This window comes from Mycolicibacterium aromaticivorans JS19b1 = JCM 16368, from assembly GCF_000559085.1.
In the GTDB taxonomy this organism is placed as follows: Bacteria; Actinomycetota; Actinomycetes; order Mycobacteriales; family Mycobacteriaceae; genus Mycobacterium; species Mycobacterium aromaticivorans.
This window is the reverse complement of the sequence record NZ_JALN02000003.1, coordinates 209,737-233,427: the sequence shown is the minus strand read 5'-3', so window position 1 is coordinate 233,427 and position 23,691 is coordinate 209,737. Positions and strand designations below refer to the sequence as shown.

At 63.5% G+C, this 23,691-nt stretch carries 30 protein-coding genes and 1 pseudogene; 13 read left to right on the top strand and 18 right to left on the bottom strand.

Features of this window, described 5'->3' with window-relative positions; all coding sequences use genetic code 11:
* Positions 1-16: 16 nt before the first annotated feature.
* The 6 genes from Y900_RS29480 to Y900_RS29455 form a co-directional block, all read right to left on the bottom strand.
* On the bottom strand, positions 17-949 hold the full coding sequence (locus Y900_RS29480; RefSeq protein ID WP_036349463.1) for an IS3 family transposase: 933 nt from the start codon (positions 947-949) through the stop codon (positions 17-19).
* Positions 946-1,236, bottom strand: coding sequence for a transposase (locus Y900_RS29475; RefSeq protein ID WP_036349654.1), 291 nt, complete (start codon positions 1,234-1,236; stop codon positions 946-948). Before Y900_RS29475 ends, Y900_RS29480 begins: the two co-directional genes overlap by 4 nt.
* 661 nt (positions 1,237-1,897) lie before the next feature.
* Positions 1,898-2,446, bottom strand: coding sequence for a cadmium resistance transporter (locus tag Y900_RS29470; RefSeq protein ID WP_036349154.1), 549 nt, complete (start codon positions 2,444-2,446; stop codon positions 1,898-1,900).
* Between the two features lie 39 nt (positions 2,447-2,485).
* The gene (locus Y900_RS29465) at positions 2,486-3,766 is read right to left on the bottom strand and encodes an IS256 family transposase (RefSeq protein WP_036348825.1); all 1,281 of its coding nucleotides are present in this window, start codon (positions 3,764-3,766) and stop codon (positions 2,486-2,488) included.
* 203 nt (positions 3,767-3,969) lie between these two features.
* Positions 3,970-4,614 (bottom strand): cation efflux transmembrane domain-containing protein, encoded by a 645-nt coding sequence (locus Y900_RS29460; protein WP_036349152.1) that lies wholly within the window; start codon positions 4,612-4,614, stop codon positions 3,970-3,972.
* On the bottom strand, positions 4,611-4,982 hold the full coding sequence (locus Y900_RS29455) for an ArsR/SmtB family transcription factor (protein ID WP_192827630.1): 372 nt from the start codon (positions 4,980-4,982) through the stop codon (positions 4,611-4,613). Before Y900_RS29455 ends, Y900_RS29460 begins: the two co-directional genes overlap by 4 nt.
* 120 nt (positions 4,983-5,102) lie before the next feature.
* On the opposite strand from Y900_RS29455, the gene Y900_RS29450 reads away from it, so the two are divergent.
* Together Y900_RS29450 and Y900_RS29445 are read left to right on the top strand one after the other, a co-directional pair.
* Positions 5,103-5,378: an SHOCT domain-containing protein gene (locus Y900_RS29450; RefSeq protein WP_036349462.1), complete on the top strand. Its 276-nt coding sequence runs from the start codon at positions 5,103-5,105 to the stop codon at positions 5,376-5,378.
* Positions 5,379-5,383: 5 nt separating this feature from the next.
* Positions 5,384-6,154: a sulfocyanin-like copper-binding protein gene (locus Y900_RS29445; RefSeq protein ID WP_036349457.1), complete on the top strand. Its 771-nt coding sequence runs from the start codon at positions 5,384-5,386 to the stop codon at positions 6,152-6,154.
* A gap of 15 nt (positions 6,155-6,169) precedes the next feature.
* Here the strand turns inward: Y900_RS29445 and Y900_RS33545 are convergent, their stop codons facing one another.
* Complete coding sequence (locus tag Y900_RS33545) at positions 6,170-6,301, bottom strand: hypothetical protein (protein ID WP_262871813.1); 132 nt, start codon at positions 6,299-6,301, stop codon at positions 6,170-6,172.
* A gap of 666 nt (positions 6,302-6,967) precedes the next feature.
* Here Y900_RS33545 and Y900_RS29430 point away from each other — a divergent pair.
* Positions 6,968-8,229 (top strand): IS3 family transposase gene (locus Y900_RS29430; RefSeq protein ID WP_096311544.1). Its coding sequence is split into 2 segments (ribosomal slippage): positions 6,968-7,256 and positions 7,256-8,229, totalling 1,263 coding nucleotides; the frame shifts between segments, so codons are not numbered across the junction.
* Positions 8,230-8,323: 94 nt separating this feature from the next.
* Here the strand turns inward: Y900_RS29430 and Y900_RS29425 are convergent.
* Together Y900_RS29425 and Y900_RS31490 are read right to left on the bottom strand one after the other, a co-directional pair.
* Complete coding sequence (locus Y900_RS29425) at positions 8,324-8,569, bottom strand: three-helix bundle dimerization domain-containing protein (protein WP_051660610.1); 246 nt, start codon at positions 8,567-8,569, stop codon at positions 8,324-8,326.
* Positions 8,570-8,626: 57 nt separating this feature from the next.
* Positions 8,627-8,761, bottom strand: a pseudogene (locus Y900_RS31490) (helix-turn-helix domain-containing protein); the annotation flags it as partial.
* 196 nt (positions 8,762-8,957) lie between these two features.
* On the opposite strand from Y900_RS31490, the gene Y900_RS29415 reads away from it, so the two are divergent.
* Both Y900_RS29415 and pstS read left to right on the top strand, forming a co-directional pair.
* A complete protein-coding gene (locus tag Y900_RS29415) occupies positions 8,958-9,650 on the top strand; it encodes an arsenate reductase/protein-tyrosine-phosphatase family protein (RefSeq protein ID WP_036349432.1) in 693 nt (230 codons plus the stop codon).
* An 82-nt stretch (positions 9,651-9,732) separates the two neighbouring features.
* Positions 9,733-10,836 carry a phosphate ABC transporter substrate-binding protein PstS gene (pstS, locus tag Y900_RS29410; protein WP_036349646.1) on the top strand — a complete coding sequence of 368 codons (1,104 nt, stop codon included), beginning with the start codon at positions 9,733-9,735 and terminating at the stop codon, positions 10,834-10,836.
* Positions 10,837-10,850: 14 nt separating this feature from the next.
* Here the strand turns inward: pstS and arsA are convergent, their stop codons facing one another.
* Both arsA and arsD read right to left on the bottom strand, forming a co-directional pair.
* On the bottom strand, positions 10,851-12,629 hold the full coding sequence (gene arsA / locus Y900_RS29405) for an arsenical pump-driving ATPase (RefSeq protein WP_036349429.1): 1,779 nt from the start codon (positions 12,627-12,629) through the stop codon (positions 10,851-10,853).
* A gap of 39 nt (positions 12,630-12,668) precedes the next feature.
* Positions 12,669-13,067, bottom strand: coding sequence for an arsenite efflux transporter metallochaperone ArsD (gene arsD / locus Y900_RS29400; RefSeq protein ID WP_036349426.1), 399 nt, complete (start codon positions 13,065-13,067; stop codon positions 12,669-12,671).
* Positions 13,068-13,121: 54 nt separating this feature from the next.
* On the opposite strand from arsD, the gene Y900_RS29395 reads away from it, so the two are divergent.
* Together Y900_RS29395 and Y900_RS29390 are read left to right on the top strand one after the other, a co-directional pair.
* Positions 13,122-13,511, top strand: a complete 390-nt coding sequence (locus Y900_RS29395; protein ID WP_081845459.1) for an ArsR/SmtB family transcription factor — start codon at positions 13,122-13,124, stop codon at positions 13,509-13,511.
* Positions 13,508-13,936 carry an arsenate reductase ArsC gene (locus Y900_RS29390; protein ID WP_036349422.1) on the top strand — a complete coding sequence of 143 codons (429 nt, stop codon included), beginning with the start codon at positions 13,508-13,510 and terminating at the stop codon, positions 13,934-13,936. The genes Y900_RS29395 and Y900_RS29390 overlap by 4 nt, the downstream gene beginning before the upstream one ends.
* Here Y900_RS29390 and Y900_RS29385 read toward each other — a convergent pair.
* Positions 13,933-14,292, bottom strand: coding sequence for an Rv2640c family ArsR-like transcriptional regulator (locus Y900_RS29385; RefSeq protein ID WP_036349420.1), 360 nt, complete (start codon positions 14,290-14,292; stop codon positions 13,933-13,935). The two genes, Y900_RS29390 and Y900_RS29385, sit on opposite strands and share 4 nt — an antisense overlap.
* A gap of 103 nt (positions 14,293-14,395) precedes the next feature.
* Here Y900_RS29385 and Y900_RS29380 point away from each other — a divergent pair, with 103 nt between their 5' ends.
* From Y900_RS29380 to Y900_RS29365, 4 genes are all read left to right on the top strand, one after another.
* Positions 14,396-14,869: an ArsI/CadI family heavy metal resistance metalloenzyme gene (locus Y900_RS29380; RefSeq protein ID WP_036349417.1), complete on the top strand. Its 474-nt coding sequence runs from the start codon at positions 14,396-14,398 to the stop codon at positions 14,867-14,869.
* A gap of 121 nt (positions 14,870-14,990) precedes the next feature.
* Positions 14,991-15,347: an ArsR/SmtB family transcription factor gene (locus Y900_RS29375; protein WP_036349414.1), complete on the top strand. Its 357-nt coding sequence runs from the start codon at positions 14,991-14,993 to the stop codon at positions 15,345-15,347.
* Positions 15,347-16,096, top strand: coding sequence for an aquaporin (locus Y900_RS29370; RefSeq protein WP_036349644.1), 750 nt, complete (start codon positions 15,347-15,349; stop codon positions 16,094-16,096). Before Y900_RS29375 ends, Y900_RS29370 begins: the two co-directional genes overlap by 1 nt.
* A gap of 68 nt (positions 16,097-16,164) precedes the next feature.
* The gene (locus Y900_RS29365) at positions 16,165-17,589 is read left to right on the top strand and encodes an FAD-dependent oxidoreductase (protein ID WP_036349411.1); all 1,425 of its coding nucleotides are present in this window, start codon (positions 16,165-16,167) and stop codon (positions 17,587-17,589) included.
* Positions 17,590-17,601: 12 nt separating this feature from the next.
* Here Y900_RS29365 and Y900_RS29360 read toward each other — a convergent pair whose 3' ends face one another.
* From Y900_RS29360 to Y900_RS29350, 3 genes are all read right to left on the bottom strand, one after another.
* A complete protein-coding gene (locus Y900_RS29360) occupies positions 17,602-17,892 on the bottom strand; it encodes a hypothetical protein (protein ID WP_051660609.1) in 291 nt (96 codons plus the stop codon).
* Positions 17,893-18,054: 162 nt separating this feature from the next.
* A complete protein-coding gene (locus Y900_RS29355; protein WP_036349409.1) occupies positions 18,055-18,585 on the bottom strand; it encodes a DinB family protein in 531 nt (176 codons plus the stop codon).
* Between the two features lie 176 nt (positions 18,586-18,761).
* The gene (locus Y900_RS29350) at positions 18,762-19,991 is read right to left on the bottom strand and encodes a hypothetical protein (RefSeq protein WP_036349407.1); all 1,230 of its coding nucleotides are present in this window, start codon (positions 19,989-19,991) and stop codon (positions 18,762-18,764) included.
* A 264-nt stretch (positions 19,992-20,255) separates the two neighbouring features.
* Between Y900_RS29350 and Y900_RS31485 the strand changes: the two genes are divergently transcribed.
* Entirely contained in the window at positions 20,256-20,408 is a 153-nt protein-coding gene (locus tag Y900_RS31485) for an Imm61 family immunity protein (RefSeq protein WP_081845458.1), read from the top strand.
* 56 nt (positions 20,409-20,464) lie between these two features.
* On the opposite strand, the gene Y900_RS29345 is transcribed toward Y900_RS31485, so the two are convergent.
* Positions 20,465-21,520: an IS110 family RNA-guided transposase gene (locus Y900_RS29345; RefSeq protein WP_051660616.1), complete on the bottom strand. Its 1,056-nt coding sequence runs from the start codon at positions 21,518-21,520 to the stop codon at positions 20,465-20,467.
* A gap of 587 nt (positions 21,521-22,107) precedes the next feature.
* Positions 22,108-22,254, bottom strand: a complete 147-nt coding sequence (locus Y900_RS32605) for a hypothetical protein (protein ID WP_157838303.1) — start codon at positions 22,252-22,254, stop codon at positions 22,108-22,110.
* Between the two features lie 242 nt (positions 22,255-22,496).
* Between Y900_RS32605 and Y900_RS32260 the strand changes: the two genes are divergently transcribed.
* Positions 22,497-22,817: a hypothetical protein gene (locus tag Y900_RS32260; protein ID WP_131536384.1), complete on the top strand. Its 321-nt coding sequence runs from the start codon at positions 22,497-22,499 to the stop codon at positions 22,815-22,817.
* Positions 22,818-23,249: 432 nt separating this feature from the next.
* Here the strand turns inward: Y900_RS32260 and Y900_RS33355 are convergent, their stop codons facing one another.
* Positions 23,250-23,687, bottom strand: a complete 438-nt coding sequence (locus tag Y900_RS33355) for an Imm61 family immunity protein (protein WP_262871819.1) — start codon at positions 23,685-23,687, stop codon at positions 23,250-23,252.
* Positions 23,688-23,691 lie beyond the last annotated feature (4 nt).

Sequence of the window (23,691 nt, the reverse complement as noted above, 5' to 3'; positions counted from 1 at the left end):
GATCGTGGAGGGTTTCTTAAGCCGCTTGCGGCTTCGGTTGTTGTTCCCTGATCTCGTAGTTGACGGGTGAGAGCCCGTCGGCGGCGCTGTGTCGGCGTTGGTGGTTGTAGAACGTGTAGCACCAGTCGATGACGACGGCCCGCGCTTGGATGGTATCACTGAATGTGTTGCGGGACAGGACTTCCCACTCCAGCGAGGAGAAGAACGCTTCGGCGGCGGCGTTGTCGAAACACGATCCCACTCGTCCCATCGACTGCCGGATCCCGAGTGTGGCACACAGCCGCCGAAACGCCTTGGCGGTGTAGGTGGCGCCACGGTCGGTGTGGAAGATGACCCGCTGGGCCTCCTCGTCGCGCCAGATGGCCTGCGGGCCTCCCCGGGTGGCCACGGCCATCTGGACGGCCGCACACGCCAACCCGGCATCCGCGCGGGTACTGGTGGCCGCCCCGAGCAACCGCCGGCTGTACAAATCGATCACCGTGGCCAGATACAGCTTCCCGGAAGCAGTCGGGATCTCGGTCATATCGCCTACCCATTTCTGGTTCGGCCTAGCGGCGGTGAAGTTGCGTTTGAGCAGGTCGGGGAACTTCGGTGCGGTCTTGTCAGTCCGAGTGCAGCCTCCTCGGCGCCGCTTCTTACGTGCCACCAGGTGCTGACGGCGCATCGAGTCGGCCACCGTCTTCTCCGACACCGTCCAGCCCAGATCGCGCAGATCGGCCGCCAGCCGCGGCGAACCATGCAACCCCTTGGCTGTGTTGAAGGCCGTGTGGACCGCCTCGTCGAGGGCGGCGCGTCGCCGATCAGAGTCGGTGTGCACCCCATCAGGGTCGCCGGCGCGGGCCAGCCACTTGTAGAACCACGACACACTGATTCCCAGCAGCGCACAGGTAAACGTATGGGGCACTCGGTATTTGGTCCTCTGGTCAGCGACAAAGCGTGCCACGCTCACTTCGTCGCCTCCTTCACCCACAGGACCACGGATCGCTTGAGGACATCGCGCTCCATCCGCAGCTCGGCGTTCTCGCTGCGCAGGCGCTTGAGCTCGTCCATGTCATCGCGGGTCAACTCCCCGCGCCCCTCCCGGGCCTCGCGGTCCCGGGTCACCCAGTTCCCGAGGGTGCCCTCGTTGACCCCGAGCTCCCGCGCGATCGCCGCGATCGGCTTCCCTGTCTCGTGCACGATCCGCACCGCGCCCTCACGGAACGCCCGGTCGTACTTCTTGCGTTTCTCTGGCATCTCGACCCCTATTGTGGATGCCTCCACGCTCCCGGGGGAACCTCACTTGTCTGCCAACACAAACCACACGGACAACCCCGCCAGCGTTTCCTTAAACAAGCGATCACATCGCAGATCTCAATCAGCAGCCCGAGGAAGTCCAAGCAGGCCGGGCGGCCAGTCATTTCAAGCCGCACCAAAGGCCGGCAACAACAATCACAGCCTCACCCGACCCACTCGGGTCACAGCACAACGTAACAACACGCAGTAACTGCACCTACGAACTTAAGGACAACTTCATTGAGACCGACAGGACCGCGATTGTCTCAGTCGACTTGACACTATCCCTGATGGCGGATGACAACATGACTGAGACCGGACATCTTCTTCTCGTCGTCGGCGGCGGTGGTGTCCGGAAGGCAAAGGCCAGACCAGCCGCCGCCACCATTCCGGACCGGACTATGACCTTCTCGATGCGAACGAGACGACTTGGAGGTTTGTCACCGTCGGGCGCGTTGGGAACGTTAGAAATAGCAGTTCAACGGGTTGGCGACGTTGACGAATTGAGAGCGTCACAGAAGCTACTGCGGACGGATTGCGGACGCACACGCGCCGGAGAGAGAGAAGACGCTGGCCGTACGAGGCGTGACATGGCTGCGCAGAGGGGCCACCCTCCACCCCCTCACAGACCGAATGCGCCTCCTTCGATGAGAATCACCAGGCCTATGCCGATGAGCACGACCGGCAGAATGAAATGGCCCCAGCGGGTGAGTATCCGTGCGACAGCGGGGTGTCTAGCGAAGTACCAGCCGGCCAGGCACCAGAACGCCACTCCAATCAAGAAGACACTGACGTAACCAGTCATGCCGCTGAAACTTGTCACCGAGAACACTGGCACGTAGACGCCTATGTTGTCGCCGCCGTTGGCGAAGGTGACGGTGGCGATTTGCATGACGCCAGCCTTGTCGGTCGGCGAAGCGTCCCTTGGGTTGTCCTCTTCGCCGTGCTCACGCCATAGTTTCCATGCGGCACGGACCCCCAGCAGCAATGGAAGCAGCCCGAGATACGGAATCGCTGCTCTTGGCAGAAGCTCAGCCCCTAGTGCGCCGGCCACGGAAACGGCGAGGATCGCAGCGAAGCCGACGTACTGTCCCAACACGACTCGAATTGCCGCTGCGCGTGACGGCCCTGCTTGGCCAAAGAACACCGCCAACACGACTATGTCGTCGATGTGGGTCTATCTCGCTAACGGTGTTTCCGGCGTTTTTCATCAGTAGGTTTCGGCTGCCGGGAATCGGTCGGCGAAGGTGATCGCGAACGCATTGAGGGCAGGTTTCCACCGCATCGTCCATCGTGCCCTGCCGACACCGGTCGGGTCCAGTGATCGGGTCACCAGATACAGGCACTTGAGCGCCGCCTGCTCGGAGGGGAAGTGTCCGCGGGCCTTGATCGCGCGGCGGTAGCGGGCGTTGAGCGACTCGATCGCGTTCGTCGAGCAGATCACTCGCCGGATCTCCACGTCGTAGTCCAGGAACGGAATGAACTCCGCCCAGGCGTTGTCCCAGAGCCGGATCACTGCCGGGTAGCGCTGCCCCCATTTCTCGGCCAGCTCGTCGAACGCCGCCCGAGCCGCGGTCGCGTTGACCGCAGTGTAGATCGGCTTGACGTCGCCCTTGATCTCGTCCCAGTACTTGCGGGACGTGAGCCGAAAAGTGTTGCGCAGCAGATGAATGATGCACGTCTGCACGATCGCCTGCGGCCACACATTGCCCACCACCTCGGGCAGTCCCTTGAGCCCGTCGCAGACGACGAAGAAGGTGTCCTTGATGCCGCGGTTGCGTAGGTCGGTGAGCACGCTCATCCAGAACTTGGCGCCCTCCCCGCCGGTGCCGGCCCACAAGCCGAGGATGTCGCGTTCCCCGGCCAGGGTGACCCCGATGGCAGCGTAGAACGGCCGGTTGGCGACTTGGCCGTCGCGGACCTTGACCACGATCGCGTCGATGAAGATCGCGGCGTAGGTTTCATCCAGCGGTCGCACCGACCAGTCGTTCATCTCCTCAAGCACCTTGTCGGTGATGCGGCTGATCGTCTCTTTGGATACCGACGCCCCGTAGATCTCGGCGAAGTGCGCCGAGATCTCACCGGTGGTCAAGCCCTTCGCGTACAGCGACAGCACGACCTCGTCCACGCCGTTCAGGCGACGTTGGCGTTTCTTGACGATCTGAGGCTCGAAGGTCGATGCCCGATCGCGCGGCACGTCAAGTTCGACCGGGCCGGTGGTGTCGGTCAGCACCGTCTTGGTGCGGGTGCCGTTGCGGATGTTGCCCGACCCCGTCTCGGGCGGGTCGTGTTTCTCATAGCCGAGGTGCTCGGTCATCTCCTCATTGAGCGCGGTCTCGAGGACCGTCTTGGTCAACTGCTTGAGCAGCCCGTCGGGCCCGGTCAGCGACAAGCCCTGCTCCTGGGCCAATCGGACCAGTTCGACCGCAGCCTTCTGGCCTTCGGACTGCTCAGCCGCCTTCTTCTTCGCCACATCGTCCAGTGTCGTCATCACGGCACCTTTCTCGCCGAGCATCACTCAGCGTGTCAGTGCCGGAAACACCGTTAGATCCACAGTCCCGTCGATGTTGGTGACGGCGAATATCGACGCAGCCTTTCCAGTTAGCGTCCAGTCCACTGGCTGCGCCTCTCGCGTTTGTGCTGGCGGTGAATCGTCGATAGTGGCGCACTGCGGTAGTTGTCGATGTGACAGGGTTAGTCGTCGTCGCAGACCAGTTCGCCGTGCCACGCTTCGCGGCCTTCGTGGATGGCGAAGGCAGCGATGACGAACCCAGCTGCCGGATCGAGCCACGCGGCTCCGGTGAGTTCGAATAGGCCCACGCCGAGCAGGGTGGAAATGCTGAGCAGTACGCAGATTTTGGTCTGGGCGGCGTCAGCCAGGACGAGGTTGTCGTGCAGGGCTAGCCCGATGCGCTTTTTCGCTGCCGCCAAGACGGGCATCACGATGAGCGATGCCACAAGCAGGATAAGCGCCAGTGGGGAGCTGTGTGGCCTCTCGCCGGTCGTGATGTTGCGGATGCCTTCCATGGTGACGTAGGCGGCGAGGATGAAGAACGAGATGGCGACGAGCCGCAGGGTTTGACGTTCTTTACGTTCATCAGCGACCCCGTGGCGCAGGCGGGCGGACAGGCGCAGGGCGACCAAGATCGCGGTGAGGGACTCGATGGCCGAGTCGAATCCGAATCCGATGACCGATATGAGTCCAGCGACCAGTCCGGCTGTTACAGCGATGACGCCTTCGGCGACATTGTAGGCGATGGTGAATCGCGCTAGGCGTAGGGCCTTGCGGGTGAGCCGCGTGATTTCAGCGTCCGTGGGTGCGCCGCTGATGTTGGTCATGGCGTTTCGTTGGCGCAGCCGTCGATGCCGTAGGTCGGGCAGACGGCCACGGCCTCGCCCGTGGCGTCCAGCACGATCTGGGCCGAGGCCAGTACGTCGATCAGTGCGGGCTGCGTGAGCCGAAACAGCGAGGCCCGCCCGACCGGCGCGGAGTCCACCAGACCGCACTCCCGCAGGCAGGCAAGGTGTTTGGAGACGGTGGACTGAGCCAACCCCACCGCTTGCACCAGCTCGACGACGCGCGCGGGGCCAGCGGCCAGTCTGCGCACAATGGCCAGGCGGGTGGGGTCTCCCAGGGAGCGAAACAGTGCCGCCGCCGGGGCCAGCTCGACCCGCTGTAGTTCCACCGGGTCTGCCATCATCTCCATTTGGCGATGTTATAGCAGTCCGTAGATAAAGGGACTATCGGCCCTACTGCCTAGCGCGGCGACCCGCGCATGCTGACCCCACCAAGCAGGTAGGTCAGGCGTGGCGGTCGGGAGGCAACGATGTGTGGATACGGGTGGGGCAATGGCTGGCACAGCGGCTGGGGCTGGGGCGGCGTCGTGATGAGTGTGCTGATGGTGCTGCTGGTCGTCGCCGTAGTGGTGGCGATCACCTTCGCCGCGCGTTACCTGTCGGGCAGTGCGAGCCTTCACCATCGAAGCGGTGCAGGCCCAGAGGGCATGCGTGCCGAAGACCGACTAGCCGACCGTTTCGCGCGAGGTGAGATCGACGGTGACGAGTTCCGGCAGCGCATGACTCTGCTGCGCGAACACCGTTGACCGCCATGAAGACTCTTCGCAGATCGCGTGACTTGGCTATCGCCCTCGGTGCGTTGGTCGTCGCCATCGGCTGTGCAGTGGCACTGAGCATCGGAATAGCCATGCGGCACAACCAGCTAGCCGCGGGCCTGCCGTATCAGCCCGGCTTCGGAATGGGTCCAGGGATGATGGGCACCGGACAACCAGGGACGGGGATGATGATGGGTCCCGGCATGATGGGACCTGGACGCTCTCCGGCGATCCCGTCATGCTCCGCACCTGCGTTACCGGGCACCGTTGTCGACGTAACCCTCACCGATATGCACGGCATGATGGGTCCCGGCGGCATGATGGGGCCGGGGATGATGGGTTCCAGCGGCATGATAGGGCCGGGCCAAACCGGCTATCAAGGCGCGCCGATGGGCATGATCGGGATGATGCGCATCGTCATCAATCCGGCCACGGTCCCGCCGGGACAGGTGTCCTTTCGAGTGACCAATGCCGGTGCCTTGAACCACGAATTGGTCATCCTGCCTCTCGCGAAAGGCCAGTACCCCGGCCAGCGGGCCATCGGCCCGGACGGCAAGGTCGATGAGGCCGGCAGCCTTGGTGAAGCCTCACGCTCCTGCGGTGCTGACAAAGGTGACGAGAACGCCACCAACCCCGGCATCGCCCCAGGGGCCAGCGGGTGGACCACGGTGAACCTCACGCCGGGACGCTATGAGTTGATCTGCAACCTCGCCGGTCACTACTGGACCGGCATGTACGCCGAGCTGGATGTCAGCCCAACCAAGTAACTCCTCGCAACACCCTCAAATGGAACGAGAAGGGGTGAAGATCATGGTCAACACCACACCATGGACGATCACCAGTGCCGCAATCGTCGCGCTTACCGGATCGGTGATATGGGCCGCGCCTAGTGGGGGCACCACCGGAAGTGACATGTCGGCACCTGAGCCGGCCTCCTTCTCTGAGAGCCCCTATCCGGCCCAAGGTCCCAACCCGCTAGACCCGCCGGGATGTTGGGACGCCGACGGCATCTGGCATCCCGACTGCTGGGGTCCCGGACAATGGGGACCTGGACAATACGGTGCTGGACAGTGGGGGCCTGGGCAGTACAACCCTGGACAGTGGGGTCCAGGAATGATGGGACCCGGCCAGTGGGGACCCGGCATGGGGCCGGGCATGATGGGACCCGGCCAGTGGGACTACTAAGGCCAAGTCAATCGCTCTCATTGGTCTGCGCGGGCAAGCACGCCGTCAGGCCTCAACCACATCTCTAACCTTGAGCGGAGCGCGTGTCCGTGGCTGAGGCAGTCTGTGGGAATCTCTGATCAAGGGCGCTGATCATGTCGATCAGTTCGCGGCGCGTTTTGAGGGCCGACCGCAGCTCCCGTTGGATTCGACGGACTTGAATGAGTTCGCCGCGCCGCTCATATGTCGCGAGAGCAGCCTTCAACACCTGGGATTGTTCATTGAGCAAGTCAATCTCGTTGTGAAGGTCGGCACGAAAGGTCGCTGCCTGGAAGCAGTCGGCTTCGCGGGCAGCGGCTACAGAGTGAACCGCCCCGGCATGTCCGGAGACTCCATTTGTTGGGAAGGATGGGGTCATGTCAGGTGGTTCGTCGAGGCGGTATCCGCCGGAGCTTCGTGAGCGGGCGGTGCGCATGGTCGCTGAGATCAGCGATCAGCACGAGTCGGAGTGGGCGGCGATGGGCGAAGTCGCCCGGCTACTAGGGATCGGTACGGCTGAGACGGTGCGCAAGTGGGTGCGCCAGGCCCAGGTCGATGCCGGCGCCCGGGCGGGAACTACGACCGAGGAGTCCGCCGAGCTTAAGAAGCTGCGCCGGGAGAACGCCGAGCTCAAGCGGGCCAACGCGATCTTGAAGACGGCGTCGGCTTTCTTCGCGGCCGAGCTGGACCGGCCACACCACTAGTCTGTCGATTCATCGCTGAGCATCAGGGCCGCCGGGAGGGCCCTGATGGTCTGCGGTGGGGTGTCCAGTCGATCTGTGATGAGCTCGTCCGGCTCGGTGTGCAGATCGCCCCGTCGACGTACTACGAGCATCTCGAGCGTGAGCCCAGTCGTCGCGAGATTCGCGACGAGGAGCTCAAAGCCCACGTCAATCGTGTTCACGCCGCGAACTATCGCGTGTACGGGGCGCGCAAGGTGTGGCTAGCACTGAATCGCGAGGGCATCGGGGTTGCCCGCTGCACGGTGGAGCGGCTGATGGCTGAACTCGGCCTGTCCGGTGCGGTACGTGGTAAGGCCAAACCGACCACGATCGCTGATCCGGCCGCAGTGCGTCCGGCCGATCTGGTCGGTCGGCGCTTCGGTCCGGTCGCACCGAATCGGCTCTGGGTGGCCGATCTGACCTATGTGTCGACCTGGTCGGGGTTCGCCTACGTCGCGTTTGTCACCGATGCCTACGCTCGGCGGATCCTGGGCTGGCGGGTGGCGTCGACGATGGCGACCACGATGGTGCTCGACTCGATCGAGCAGGCCATCTGGACGCGTCAGCAAGACGGTGTCCTCGATTTGAAAGATGTTGTCCACCATACGGATAGAGGCTCGCAGTATACGTCGATCCGATTCACGGAACGTCTCGCCGAAGCCGGTATCCAACCGTCGGTCGGTGCGGTCGGCAGCTCGTATGACAACGCGCTCGCCGAGACCATCAATGGGCTGTACAAGACCGAGGTGATCAAACTGGGCAAGCCCTGGCGCACCGTCGAGGACGTCGAGTTGGCGACCGCGCGCTGGGTCGACTGGTTCAACCACCGCCGGCTCTACGAGTACTGCGGCGACGTCCCGCCAGCCGAGATTGAGGCTGCCTACTACGCTCAACAAGCGAGGCCAGCCGCCGGCTGAGTCCTCAAATCAGAAAATCTCCGGACTCCCCGGGGCGGTTCAGAGTGCTGATGGCGCGGACTACGGTTCATCGCCCCCAAAGCTAACCCAAGAGCTACACAGCCGCTGGTTCAGCGTGGCGCTCTTCCGGTACGTAGGAGACGTTGAGTTCGTCGAGCGCGGTTCGCGCCCTGCGCTCCACAAACAGCGGCACAAACTCTCGAACCCGCGCGCCGTGGAACCTGCCGTACAACTCGTGGACGACCTCACTGACCGTGGCAGAGGGCAGCCCCGGGTACTGTGCCGCAAGTCGGGCAACAAGATGACCGATCTGCGTTTCCTCGTCCATCGTCTTGATCATTACGGTCAATTCTGCACCACTGCTACCACTGATGAAGACCGTTCATCAGTAACTCAACTAGTCGCTTGGCATCGTCAACACCCGGTAGACAGTGGCCCGACTGACGCCCAGCGTGGCCGCTATTGTCCGTGCGCTCTCGCCACTTGCGTGCATCCGCTGCGCCAAGCCAACTTTCGCGTCATCTAACGCTTTGAGGCCGACGTCTACAGCATCGACCAACAACTCGACGACGACCTCAGTGACGACGATGCGACCTCGCTGATGCGAGAAGACATGGTGTGCCGCGAGGTGAACGGGCCTATTGATGCGGTCAGGTGACTGGGGCGGCTTGGTGGAAATCCGGTCGCGGGACTTGACCACGATCGATTACTACACGATTATTGAGTCAATGAGAATTGACCTATCGCCACATGGTGGTGAATACGATGCCGAGCGACGGGCACGGGTGCATGCCGCTTTGGGAGACCCAGCGCGGCTGTCGATCGTTGATCGACTCCTCTTGGCCGACGCATCCCCGTCTGAACTACAGGGGTTGTTGTCGATGCCCTCGAATCTGGTCGCTCACCATCTGCGGATCCTGGAAGAGGCCGGGGTGGTGCAGCGCAGTCGCTCCGAAGCCGACCGACGACGTACCTACTTGCAGCTGGTTCCCGCGGCACTGGAAGCCGCACTCCCCGTAGCTAATTGGCAGGCCCAGCGCGTCGTCTTCGTGTGCAGCCACAACTCCGCCCGCAGTCCGTTGGCGGTGGCGATTTGGAACCGACGCAGCACACTGCCCGCTGTCTCGGCAGGGACTCACCCGGCCACCAAGGTGCATCCGGGCGCCACGAAGGCGGCAAAACGCAATGGCCTGGCGATTGTGTCGCACACCCCGGTACACATCGACGATGTCGTTCGCCCCGGCGATCTTGTGGTTGCGGTGTGCGACAACGCCCATGAAGAACTGGTTGCCGACACCCGTCGGCTTCATTGGTCGATACCCGATCCCGCCGGATCTGACGATCCCGACGCCTTTGATCGGGCCTTAGACAGGCTGTCCGAGCGCATTGACCGCTTACTGCCGGCGTTGCGCGCCAGCTGAACACCGACTCCCTGGCCGCCCAGCGGCCTCGACCACCCCTGCTCCGCTCACCTGTGAAGGATGGACCATGGATGTTTCAATGTTGAGACGCAATGGCTTTCGTTGGACGCTGTGCTTGATGGGAGCAGCCGCGCTGCCACTGACGGCGTGTGGGAGCGACAATTCCCAGCCCGGATACGCGAAGTCCGCCCATATCGAGTGTGGCGGCAAGCAATCGTTGACGGCCAGCGGCTCCACCGCTCAAGCCAACGCGATCCCGGTCTTCGTGCAGGCCTTCACCGCGGCCTGTCCGGGCCAGACGGTGGTCTACACCTCCAACGGCTCCGGTGCGGGGGTCAGTGAATTCCTCTCCAAGAAGACGGATTTCGGCGGCTCCGACTCGGCACTGAGCCAAGAGCGTGGCGAATATGCAGCCGCTCAACAACGTTGCGGATCACCGGCGTGGAACATCCCCGTGGTGTTCGGGCCGATCGCGATCACCTACAACCTCAGCGATGTGCCGACGCTGGTGCTCGATGGCCCCACGGTCGCGAAGATTTTCAACGGAGGGATCACCCGCTGGGATGATCCGGCGATCAAGGCGCTGAATCCGTCAGCGCAACTACCCTCGGCCGACATCCTCGTCGTGTACCGCAGCGACGACTCGGGTACCACCGACAACTTCCAGCGCTACCTCGATGCCGCCTCGGGTGGTGCGTGGGGCAAGGGAAGCGGTAAGACGTTCAACGGTGGTGTCGGGCTGGCAGCCAAGGGCAACGAGGGAACATCCGCCGCGGTCAGGGACACCCCGGGCGCGGTCACCTACAACGAGTACTCGTTCGCCAAAACCGAGCGCCTCGCCAGCGCTCAGATCGTGACCTCCGCGGGACCTGCCGCGGTGCCTATCAGCGCAGACACCGTGGGCAAGACGATATCGTCGGCGACCATCATCGGGCAGGGCAACGACTTGGTGCTCGACACCTCGAAGTTCTATACCCCCAGCAGTTCCGGGGCCTACCCGATCGTGCTCGCGACCTACGAGTTGGTGTGCTCGAAGTACAGTGATCCGGCTACCGGGCAGGCCGTGCGGGCGTTTCTGCAGTCGGCCGTGGGTCCCGGCCAGCTTCATCTTGAGGACCATGGTTATTTCGCGTTGCCGCCGGACTTTCAGGCGAAGGTCGTCGCTGCGGCCAACGCTGTCTCTTGATCACGCCGGATCAGTTAATTCTGCTGTGCGGTAAGAGCTTCCAGAGCGGGAATGCCGACGGGTTCGTTCGCCAAGAGTGGGATGACCGCGTAGCGGGGCGCGTACTTGGTGCGGACGGTGTCGATTTCTGCCAGTTCGGCGCCGGCGCGCTGCCGGAGCAATCCGTGGGTGGGCTCGGCGGCGGCAACGGAGTTGTTGATCACCCACGCCCACGGGTGGATGCCGGCGCGTTCGAGGTCGTGTTGAAGGCCGGCGGCTTCGAGCACCGGCGTCGTTTCGGCCAGCGTCACGAGCAGAACTTTGGTGAGGTCGGGGTTTTGGAGGCGCATCAGCGGTGTGGTGTAGTGCCCGCTGTCCCCCATCTGCCGTGCGATCTCGCGGTGGTAGGAACCCGTGGCGTCGAGCAACAGCAGGGTGTGGCCGGTGGGTGCGGTGTCGAGGACGACGAACGTGCTGCGGGATTCGTGGATGACTTTGGAAAAGGCTTGGAAGACTGCGACTTCCTCGGTGCACGGTGAGCGCAGGTCCTCGGCCAGGGTGGCGCGCCCGGCGTCGTCGAGATGGGCGCCTTTGGTCGTCATGACCCGTTCGCGGTAGGCGTCGCTCGCCTCGATCGGGTCGATCCGAGACACCCGGAGATGCTCGATGCCGCCTTGCAGGGTCTCGACCAGGTGGGCTGCGGGATCGGTGGTGGTCAGGTGAACGTCGTGGCCGCGTTCAGCCAGCGCGACGGCGATGGCCGCGGCGACGGTGGTTTTGCCCACCCCGCCCTTGCCCATGCACATCACCAGTCCGTTTCCGCTGCGCTCGATGTCGTCGACCAGGTCGCTTAGCGGGGCATCAACCACTGGGGCGAGGCTGCTCGAGGCCATCTCGTCGTCGGCGGCAGTGTTGGTGTCGAACAGGGTTTGGAGTGCGTCAAGGCCGACCATGTTGGCGGTCTTAAGGCTGACGCGGTCTTGAGGCAATGCGCTCAGCGCATCGGATATGTCCGCTAGCGCGGACTGTTCCCGGCGGGTGATCGCGGCAGCCAAGGGGTCGCTCTCGCCTTGTGGTTGGGGCATGACGGCGTTGACGACGACGTACTGCCGGCTCATACCCAAGGCCGCCAATTCGTGGTGGGTGCGGTCGATTTCGCGCAACGCCGACCGTGTCGGGCGGGCCACCAGGACCAGGCGAGTGCGGTCCGGATCGGCCAGAGCGGCCACCGCAGCGGCGTAGGTGGTCTTGTGTTTGTCCAGGCCCGCCATGGGACCCAGGCAGGAGGCGTCCCCCTTTCCGGCTTGCAGGAACTCTGTCCAGCTGCCCGGCAGTTGCAGCAGCCGGATCGTGTGCCCGGTGGGAGCGGTGTCGAACAGCACGTGGTCGAATCCGGACACGAGTCCCGTGTCGTCCGTCAGCAGAGTGGTGAACTCGTCAAAGGACGCGATCTCGGTGGTGCACGAACCCGACAACTGCTCGGTGATCGAGGCGATCGCCGACTCGGGCAACAAGCAGCGCACCGGTCCCACGATGCGTTCCCGGTATGCCGTCGCCGCTTGTTCGGGGTCGATCTCCAAAGCCGACAGCCCCGGCACCGCAGGGATCTCGGTGACGGTGTTACCGATCGCCACCCCGAATACCTGCCCGACATTGGACGCCGGGTCCGTGGACACCAAGAGGACTTTCTTGCCCGCTTGGGCCAAGGCCACGGCCGACGCGTACGCGATCGAGGTCTTACCGACCCCACCCTTGCCGGTGAAGAAAACGAACCGCGGCGGGTCGGTCAGGAACCGTTGCTCAGGAAAAGTCATGGGGCACAATTTATTCCGGATTACGGGGGCAGTCGGTGGTCAGCAGCAGTCCGACTGCCCTGGCGGGCAGCATTGGGTCGAGCTGGCGTCTGAAAGGCCGAGGCTGATCACACCGGCCAGCCCCTCAACGGGCGCATCGAGCGCTGCCCACCGCGATAGCTCCGCACGGGTCGGGTAGCGCCCGGTCAGCACGGTGACGTCGTCGACGCAGACCAGCGGCAAACCTTCTGAACCGGCGACTTCCAGGAACTGTTTGGCGACCGCGCTATGGGCGAATGCCACGGGGTCGTTAGCGAGATTGTGGCGAGAAATCGCCGCACCCTGCTCGAGCAACCAGACCATATCCGCGCTGAACGTCACGAGGTTGGCATCGACATCCTCACCACACACCCCGGTATTGCAGCACAACGCGGGCTCGAACACAGAAATCGCGGGCACCGTGATTCTCCTTCGCCATTTGACGGCTGTATTGATAACTATCAATATAGAACAATGCCCGTCGCGCCGTCACCCCCGGCCGAGCCCTGCTGCCCTCCCCTGGCGCACCAACCGCTGGGCGCAGACTGGGCCGGTGAATTGGCCCGCATGTTCAAAGCCTTGGGAGATCCCGTGCGATTGCGCATGCTGAGCCTCATCGCCAGCCACGAAGGCGGCCAGTGTTGCGTCTGCGAGATCGCCCCATATTTCGAACTGTCCCAACCGACGATCTCCCATCACCTCAAAACGCTGCGCGAGGCAGGTCTGCTGGAGTGCGAGCGGCGCGGCACGTGGGTGTACTACTGGGTGGTGCCGGCGGCCATGGCCCAGTTGTCGGCGGTATTGGCCCTTGGCATCACCCCTTCCGCCACCACACCCGATTCCCTCGAGAGGACTTGCCGATGAGCACGAAACCGTCCGTGTTGTTCGTCTGCGTGCACAACGCCGGACGTTCACAGATGGCCGCAGGATTCCTCTCGGCGCTGGCCGGCGACGCCATCGAAGTCCGCTCGGCCGGCAGTGCCCCGGGCAACGCCGTCAACCCCGCCGCGGTAGAGGCCATGGCCGAAGTCGGCATCGACATCTCCGACCAAACCCCGAAAATCCTTACCACCGACGCGGTGGAAGCCTCCGACGTGGTGATCACCATGGGTTGCGGCGACACCTGCCCCATTTTCCCGGGCAAGAGCTACCGCGACTGGGTACTGGAGGATCCCGCGGGCAAGGGTGTGGACGCTGTACGTCCCATCCGCGACCAAATCAAGACGCGGATCGAAGGCCTCATCACTGAACTGCTGACCGACACCGCCGATACCGAAAACCGGGTTTAGGAACAGCAATTCGGGTCGAGTACGGCGCACAGCGCGGCGACCGCGTCGCGGTGCGGACGGTGATAGACGTTCATCCCTCGCCGGGTCGACTCGACCAACCCGGCATTGCGTAACTGTGTCAGGTGGTGGCTGGCCGTGGACTCGCCAACCCCGATCGCGGCGGCCAAGTCTCGACTGTTCTCCTCGCCATCAGCCGACCCGAACAGCAGCGACATGATCTTGACTCGTGCCGGGTCGGCCAGCGCCTTGAGCCGCAATGCGACGTGCAACGCGTCCTCGTCACTCATCACACCCGCCGCCACCGGCGCACAACACACCGGCGACGACATGTCGATCAAGGGCAACGTCTTGGGCATCACCCAATCATGCCACAAAGCTTGACATATATCGAAAAGGTGGCATGCTGGGCATCGTCCCGATAGTTCGACATATGTCGCACAGGTTCCAAGGAGGCTCCCCATGTCCCGCATCCAGTTGGCGCTCAACGTCGATGACATCGACGAAGCCGTCACCTTCTACTCCAAGCTGTTCAACACCGAGCCGGCCAAGGTCAAGCCGGGCTACGCCAACTTCGCCATCGCCGAACCGCCCCTGAAACTCGTACTCCTGCAAAACCCCGGCCACGGCGGCAGCCTCAACCACCTCGGCGTCGAGGTGGAGTCCAGCGACCAGGTGCACGCCGAAATCGACCGCCTGACCAATGCGGGCATGTTCACCGAGGAGGAGATCGGCACCACCTGCTGCTTCGCAACCCAGGACAAGGTTTGGGTCACCGGCCCCGGAGGCGAGCGCTGGGAGGTTTACACCAAGCTGGCCGACTCCGACAGCTTCGGCACCAGCCCGCAGATCGGCACGCAGTCCGACGAGGCCGCCTGCTGTGGCACAGCGGCCCACGAAAACGCCCCTGCCACAACCCAAGCCAGCTGTTGCTAGTCCGGCATGTCAGCCCTGGGAACCGGCGGCCGCCAGACTCCGTGGCGGCTGCCGCTCCCGGGATGCTTCGTTCACGAGTTGTTCGCTTGTGTATTGATTCGATGACTGTCAATATCGATGAGTGTCGAAGTCGTCCGAAGGCGGGTGCTGCGAGGTCGCACCTCTGGTCCGAGAGCCGCTGAGCATTGCGGCCGCGGCGGAGTTGGCGGCGATGTTGAAGGCGTTGTCGGATCCGATTCGACTTCGCCTGCTCAGCCTGATTGCCAGCCACGGAGGTGGCCAGGCGTGCGTCTGCGACATCTCGCAAGGTATCGATGTCGGCCAGCCCACGATCTCCCACCATCTCAAGGTGCTGCGCACCGCGGGGCTGATCGACAGCCAGCGACGCGGCTCGTGGGTGTACTACCGCGTGATTCCCGAAGCACTGCAACAGCTTTCGACACTGCTGGGCGCCGATAGCCTGGCCGGGATCCCGTGATGGACACCATCGGTCTGCCGCGGAGGCTGTTGGCTGAATTCGTCGGCAGCGCACTGTTGGTCACCGTTGTTGTCGGATCGGGAATCGCCGCTGCCCAGCTCTCCCCCAACGACGTCGGACTGCAGCTCCTCGAGAATTCGACGGCGACCGTGTTCGGACTGGCGGTGCTGATCTTGCTATTCGGCCCGATCTCCGGCGCACACTTCAATCCGGTCGTCACCGCATCCGACTGGCTCTTGGGCCGCCGGGCCGGCACCGGCATCACCACCCGCGATGCACTCGCCTACGCGGGAGTCCAAATCGCTGGAGCGATCAGTGGCTCCTGGCTGGCCAATCTCATGTTCGATCGCCGGGTCTTCGAGATCGCGACCAAAGATCGCATCACCACCGGGCATCTCATCGGCGAAGTCGTGGCCACCGCAGGATTGATCGCGCTGATCTTCGCGCTGGCCCGTACCGGCCGCGCCGGAATGTCAGCTGCGGCCGTCGGCGCCTACATCGGCGCGGCGTACTGGTTCACCAGCTCGACCTCGTTCGCCAATCCCGCTGTCACGATTGGGCGGATCTTCTCCGACACTTTCGCCGGCATCGCACCGAGCTCAGCGCCAGGATTCATCGCGGCCCAAATCGTCGGTGCTCTAATCGGTTTGGCCCTGATCGCCACCCTGTACCCCGACATCGCCGCCGACGCCGATGACGTCGTCGTCCCCCATCCCCACGCCGACAGACACCCCAGCGACCCCGCTTAACCCAGCACCACCGGTATCCAACCGGCGGTACCCAAACCCAATCCCAACGCCTTTCGAGGAGCCCCGTCATGGCATCTCGCCATATCGTCGCGGTCGGCGGCAGCGATGCCGGCATCAGTGCGGCACTGCGCATCCGCGAACTCGACCCCGCCACCGCGGTCACCGTCGTCGTCGCCGACGCCTACCCCAACTTCTCCATCTGCGGCATCCCTTACTTCGTCTCCGGTGAAGTCACCCACTGGACCAACCTTGCCCACCGCACCGCAGCCGACCTGGCCGCCACCGGCATGCACGTTCTCACCGATACCCGCGCCACCCGCATCAATGTCGACGCCCACACCCTCGACGTGCTCGGCCCAGACCGCACCCCCGACCAGCTCGCCTACGACGCCCTGATCGTGGGCACCGGCGCCGTCAGTGCCCGCCCACCCATCACCGGACTCAGCGGACCCGACGCGCTCGGCCCTGAGCACGGCGTGCACCTTCTGCACTCCATGGGCGACACCTTCGCCGTCATGGACTCACTACAGCAACGCAATCCGGCCACTGCGGTCATCATCGGCGCCGGCTACATCGGCCTGGAGATGGCGGAAGCACTCACCATGCGCGGCGTTGCCGTCACCCAGATCGAAGCCCTGCCCGAAGTGCTGCCGACCGTCGACCCCGAACTCGGCGCCCTGGTCCACGCCGAGCTCGAGCGCCACGGTGTCGAGGTCCTCACCAACACCGCCGTCACCGCCATTAAGCGGACCGACAACGGCGCCTTGACCGTCGCCGCTCAGTATGACGGCGCACCATTAACCCGCACAGTTGATTTCGTCCTCGTCGTGGTCGGCGTGCGACCCGACACCGAACTGGCCACCGACGCCGGCGCCGAACTCGGCGTCAAAGGCGCCATCGCTGTCGATGACACCATGCGCACTAATCTGACTGACGTTTTCGCGGCCGGAGACTGCGTGCACACCCACCACCGAATGGTGGGCCTCACCTGGCTACCCCTTGGCACCACCGCGCACAAACAGGGCCGCGTCGCTGGTGAAAACGCCATCGGCGGGCGGGCGCGCTTCGCCGGGAGCCTCGGCACTCAAGTCGTCAAGGTTTTCGACCTCGTCGCCGCCCGCACCGGCCTACGCGAACACGAAGCCCTGGCGGCACAACGAGGTTGGCAGCCGGTCAGCACCACCGCCACTCCCGACGACCACAAGGCCTACTACCCCGGAGCAACACCCATCCACATCCGCATCACCGGCGACGACACCACCGGCACGCTGCTCGGCGCACAACTCATCGGCCACCGCAGCGCCGAAGTATCCAAACGTGTCGACACCTACGCCGCCGCCCTGTTCCACCACATGACCGTCGACGCGCTCAGCGAACTCGACCTGTCCTACACCCCGCCTCTCGGTTCACCATGGGACGCCACCCAGATGGCCGCCCAAGCCTGGGTACGCGAACACCAACTCGCCCAACGGCAAGAGAATTTCGCGGGGTAGGTCAACAGTCAGTCATCGAGCGCGTCGTTTGAGTGGCTTTCGATCTGTTTCCGCGATGGCGCGCAGCGCATCGAGGACGCGCTGCGCTGTCGGCAGGTCGAGTCGGCACGCGTCGCCGATCGGCACGTCTGCCTCCTGACGCATCACGTCAATACCCTCGACAAGTACAGTCGGCGACGGATAGCGACCGATGTGGTCAACGATCGGCGCGGTGATGCCCAGCTTGGCAAGGCGGTCGTTGAGGAGCGTTCGGGCGGCGTCGGCATTCGGGCATCCGGGTGCCGTGAATAGTTCGATCCGCATCAGACTCAGTCCTGATTGGAGGGCGCCGTTGCTACGACAACGGCCTCGACATCTTGCTGGCTCCCACCAGACCAGTATCAACCCTGCAACAGAACGCCATGACGAGCTCACTCCACACCCGAGACTGGCAGCGGGTTTCCCGCGGGAGTCTTGGAGTCAGGCTCACATTCGGCTGAGTGTTAGCTGCTTCCGATGGTGATCGTAGTGCTGGCCCGGATAGCCATAGACGTCCGCGAGCGTCATGTAGCCCCGGAAATAGGGGTCCCAACCGGGTGGGTAATGCATTCCGCGGCCGAACGCGCCGTCATCCGCGCTGGCGAGCGACCGCCGTAGCTTGCCGATTTCGCGGTCCATCTTCTTGCCCATTCGGCTTCGGTTGTAAACCAGTGCTGCCGTGCAGGATCCGTAGTAGTTGATTGCGTGAAACGGTCGAGTGGCAGCGTCGAGCATGCGCGCAAAGCCACGGCTGACCCGGTCGGGCAGCCGCCCGAATAAGCGCACGAGAAACAGGAGCCGCCGCACGACCATGTAGCCGAACACCATGTGGAACAACAGCTGTTCGTTGGTCCAGCGAGTGCCCTGAGTGGGTCTGTTCCAGTCATCATCCGCAACGGCCAACAGATGCCGGAAGTCGCTACGGGCACGTTCCAGATCTGCGGCAAGTGCTGCCCGATCGGTGAGGGATTCCGCCATTTAGTCCACCTCGAGGCGTAGCTGGCTTGGACATCGTGAAGGGATCGGTCGGCAAGGTAGCGGTGACGAATTCGGGCATCGCGACCGCGATCTTGTCTGGCAGGCGCCCCAGCGCCCCGAATCGCGGCTGGCGACCGCTGGACCGACCACCGCGATGTGCCCGCAATTGTGTGCGGCTAGATCGTAGCGTTGGGCCACTGTCGTGGCAGGTTGAAGACAGTCGGCGCGGTATCTGTGGCCTCACGAGTCGCTAGTCTGTTCTCATCGTCAACGTAGCGCGTTCGGAAGGGATCAAGGTTGGGCAACAATACGGATGCCCACGGATTGAGCCACAGCTCAGGCAATTTCGAGGCCACACGATAGGAGCTTAGGGTGTTGCCGAACAGTACCCCGGATATGCGCGTGCCACGTGGATCAAAGTCAGGACGCCAATAGCCATCTGGGACGCGTACTGATCTAATCGATTCGGGCACAACAGATCCCGTTGTATTATCCATGAACCATTCAACGTGTGCGCTGCCAAAAAGCACGTTCACCAGATCATCTTCGTCGACCTGGTTCCACAGTTGCATTGCGACGACAACCGGTTTTTCGAGCGGACCGTCCAGCGAGCTGTACTTGTTGCCGCCCTTCTCGTTTAACTTGGTTCGTATTCTTTGAATGTCGTGACTGAAATTTGCCGCTGATGTCGCGGGTATAGCGATCAGGCGCCTGCCCTTTCGCCGAGACTCCGCTTGTACAGGTGTCGCCAGGTATGCGATGGTCCAATCACCGCACTCGTGGTTCCACCGCCACCGCGGGGAACTCATATAGCCAATCCCGTTCGATTCCCAGTCTGCGCGCGCTTCAGCCCAATCCAAACGAGCGAGCCACTGCTCGAGTGGGTCAACGATTTCTCTTCGGCGTGGCCAGCCTGTCGGGGCTACGCGTGGGAATTCGATATCCACCATAAAGTCGGGGTTTTGGGCGCTGTCTATGAAGTCCTGCACCCACGCTTGCCCGTGCGGGTTCATATTGTAGTCACCGTTGAATACGGTCGTGGCTTCGACGTAAAGGCTTTCGGTGCCGCGGGTGACAAGGAAGTCGGGTCGCTCTTCCCGGCGTGGTAACTGCGGGTGGACCGCTACTTCGTAGCCGAGGCGGACAAAGAGCTGGTGCACATATAGTTCCCACCACGCCGGTAGGTGCTGCTCGTCCTCTTTTCTGCGAAAACGGCGTAGCAGATCGCGGCTAGGGTCATCAAACTCCGCGTACCAACGCTCCGCTTCGCGTCTAACGTTGTCCCATTCTGGGCCGGCGCGGCGGTTCAGGAAGCCGTATTGGCTCTCGGCCCATTTCTTGTGGCCGTAGTCCTCGCGGTCGCGGTCGTCAAACAACGTGGTTGGCGTCGGCTTTTTCCTGGCCACGCGCCAACAGTACGACCGAAGGCCGCTAACAGGCGGGCGGGTACATCCCATAGACGCCCGTAGTCGACTACTTGACAGCGCCCTCACAGGATTCGTCGAAGACCGCGTCTGGACCCATCGCGACATCGCCGCACTACTGGACTGAGTCCTTTGTCCTATTGACGAGCCCCTACTCTCGCCGCAACCTAATCAATGTGGCCGCCTTGACCGAGCAGCAGATGCTTGACCAGTTGACTCAAAGGCTGGTCGGGGCGCACCCCGGCATTGAGCCGGACCGACGGCAGCCCGATCGCTGCGGCGCGCGATCCCGCGCTGAGCCTGGTGAAGCTCGTCCCGCTCTCGCACTTCATGCGATACGACCTGCCCGCCCTCAAACACTCGTTCCTGGACGAGAACGGCGCTCCCCTGCCCGCATGAGGCACCTATGCAGGATCGGCGAAAGCCGGCTATGGCTCGGCGAGAATTGAATCTGGTTAGGCCGCCACCTGATTGGTGAGTGCGCGATCTTCGATGAGGGCCTGGTAAACGACGCGGGCCAGGCGGCGTTTGAGCGAGCGGATGGCTTGGGATTTCGTGTCGCCCTCAGCGACGCGCCGTTCGACATAGTCGCGACCGGGGCAGTCTTTCAACCGAATTTGAACGACCGCAATGCGGTGAAGAGCGCTGTTGAGTTGCCTGTTTCCGCGGCGGCTTGGTTGAAGTCGACGCCCGGTCGGGGTTTGTCCCCCGGACCAGTTCGGTGTTGGTGCGGCGCCGACGTAACGGGCGAAAGCGGCTTCGCTTTTGAATCGCTCAACGCCGGCGGTTTCGGCGACGATCTTGGCCGCAGACAGCGGCCCTACCCCGGGCTTGGCCAACAGCCGCGGCGCCACCTGATTGATCAGGTGGGTGAGTCGCTCGGTTAGGGCCACGATCTGGGCGGTCAGCCGGTCGATGTCGTCGAGCTCGGCGCGCGCCAGCTCGGCGATCAGTCCGGTGTGCTGCGCTAGCCAGGTGTGCAGGTCGGCACGTACTTTGGCGCGGTCCCAGTTGGTGGGGTTGACGTGGGTTGGGTCTAGGGCGTGGACGCGGTCGAGCAGGCGGCTGATCATCCCGCGCCGGATGGTGACCAGGTCGTCGCGTCGGTCTACCAACAACTTGAGACTGAATGACGTTTCGTCGTGGGCCGCACGCGGTAGGTCCGGTTCGCGCAGGACAGCTCGAGCGACAGCTAACGCGTCGATCGGATCGGATTTCCCCGGTTCGCGTGAGGACGCACGTGAGCGGCTCATCAGGTGCGGAGGGACTCGCACCACGATCTGATTGGCCGCCATCAAGTCACGCTCAAGTCGAGCTGTCATGGAGCGGCAATCCTCGATACCCCACACCAGATCCACTCCGAATTGCACACGCGCCCAGCTCAATGCGGCGGCGTGTCCGATGCTGGTGCTGGGTACGGTCTTGGCGGCGAGTTTCTTGCCGACGGCGTCGACGGCGACGACGGTGTGGCTTCGTTTGTGGGCGTCAACGCCCAGTGTCACTGTGGGCATGGTTGTTCTCCGCGGTGTCGAGTGGCGATCGTCAAGCGCGCCCGGGCCGGCAACGTCCATGGCCGTCAACTGTTTAGGGAGATCCCGCCGCAGCGACACGAAGGCAATAGAGCCAGGCCCGGGTGCGTCTGACGGGCCAGCCGCAACGCTGGCCGTATTGTGCTGTCCCGTAACGCCCGAGGTCGGCAGTCCCACTGAAAGCCAACCCAAAAAGCAGGTGGCACGAATTCTAAACAGCCAGGCCACGAACTCAACGGAACATCACTGAGTGTAAGTGATGACTGTCAATCGGTCTTGGTGAACAAGGGGACTGATGGTTAGACACTGACGGACGAACACTGTTGTTCCCCACGGGACCTCGCGGTCCGCCAACCGATTGGATCCCGGTGTTTGGACGAGGCGAGATAAGGCAGACTGAGGGTTCGGCACACGGGTGGAGGGGCTCGGATAGCAGGCCATCCGAGCCCCTCACCCCCTGGCCCTCGGGGAGAGATGAAACCAAGTAACTGCGAATGTATCCCTGCGATGGGCAGGTCGCAGGAAATTGACTGCTATCCAACATATTTCGGTAACCCGCTGGCATCAATTTAGCCGGGATGGGACGTTTGGAGGAGTCCGAGGGCGGCGACCAGCGAGCCGTAGGCGAACAGCGTCGAGATCACTAGGGTGGGTTCTATGGTGCTCTCCGGCTGGTGATCGGCGCAGCGTGACCGCCCTGCGCCGATGGTGGTCATCGAAATACTATGTGCATCAGGGTATTTCGCAGGGTATGGCCGGGTTGGCGGGTGTGTTTAGAGGCGTCCGCGCATCGCCGGCGCGCGTGCGCGGGCTCTGCCGAACGGGCAATCCGCCTGCGTCATCGATCATGAACGCATTCTTGCCGCTGCGACTGACAAAGCGGCCCGCCGCACGAGAGCTGCCGCTGAACGACGGCGCCTACCCCGCGGTGTCGTAGTTGGCGGATACGCTCGCGTCTATGAATACGCCACTCTCACCATGGGTCGCGCTGGTGGCAGTTGTCGCTGCTGCCGCACTGTTAGGAACTCACCAGAAGAGGCAATGGCCAGCGTCCTCCGGCGCGGCAGCCTTGACCAGCCTGGCCTCACTCTTTGCCGAGTTTCTGGTTATTGGCGCCATTTTCGACTGCGCACTACACAAGCCTGAATGGCTCGAAAATCTCGGGCTTTGGTCACCAATCTTCACCGCCTTCACCCTCACCGTCTGCGGCATCGGCGTCGGCATTCCCTGGGTCGTCGCTCAAACAAGTGATCGAACACCCTCGACCGAGAAACGATAACGGTCGCGGGAAGCGGCATGTCGCAGCTCGAGCGGCTGGACGCACGCCGGCGCCGACAGCGCTGTCGCGACCGGTCGCCTAGTCGAGGGCATTGGTCTGGGCACCGGTTTTGGCGTCCGCCATATCGAACACCTGTGCGATACTGCGCTATATGGGTGCATCGTGGTCCTGGTTCACCTCCGGGTTGGTACGACTGGCCGAGGGCCGCTGGATCTGCACCATGCTGATGCACTGCCCGCGCTGTGGACTCCGCTGGTCCGACGACGGTCTCACCCCCATTCGCGGCCAGTCCTACAGCGGCCGCAGCACCCCGCCAACGAGACAGTGGACCATGGCGACATGTAGCCGGACGTGCGAGGAATGCGGACACACCGTCTACCGCCGCCTGGACGACGAACCGAACACCGCGGTCGGTCAGGCATACGGCAGTCGCTACTTACGCGGTGCGTATCGTCCTCCCCGCAGCAGTGGCGCCCCGCCCTGGTGAAGGAACGACTGCTTGAGTTCGTCGAGGCTGTAACCGAGGCAGTGTGACAACGGCACGAGGGCCGACAGGTTGGCATGGTCGCCAGGTGTGGCGGCAACCGGCGAATCGCGCCGAAACAGGGTCCGCGAGCCGTTCACGCCCTCGCCCAGGTGATAGTGGGGCGCGATATCCGCCGGCCCAGACGGAAATTCCAGGTACGGCAAGTCCAGATCATCGCGCACATCATCCCCAACAACGGTGAACACAAAGCACTCCATCACCGTGGCATCGGCCGCGTACAGTATCCGCTCCCCCGGCCCGTCATCGACCAGCTCGATCATCTCCACCCGACCGCCCGGGGCGCCCCGAAATCCGTAGCCAGGCTCCCCCGGGCGGCGAAGCACCGCC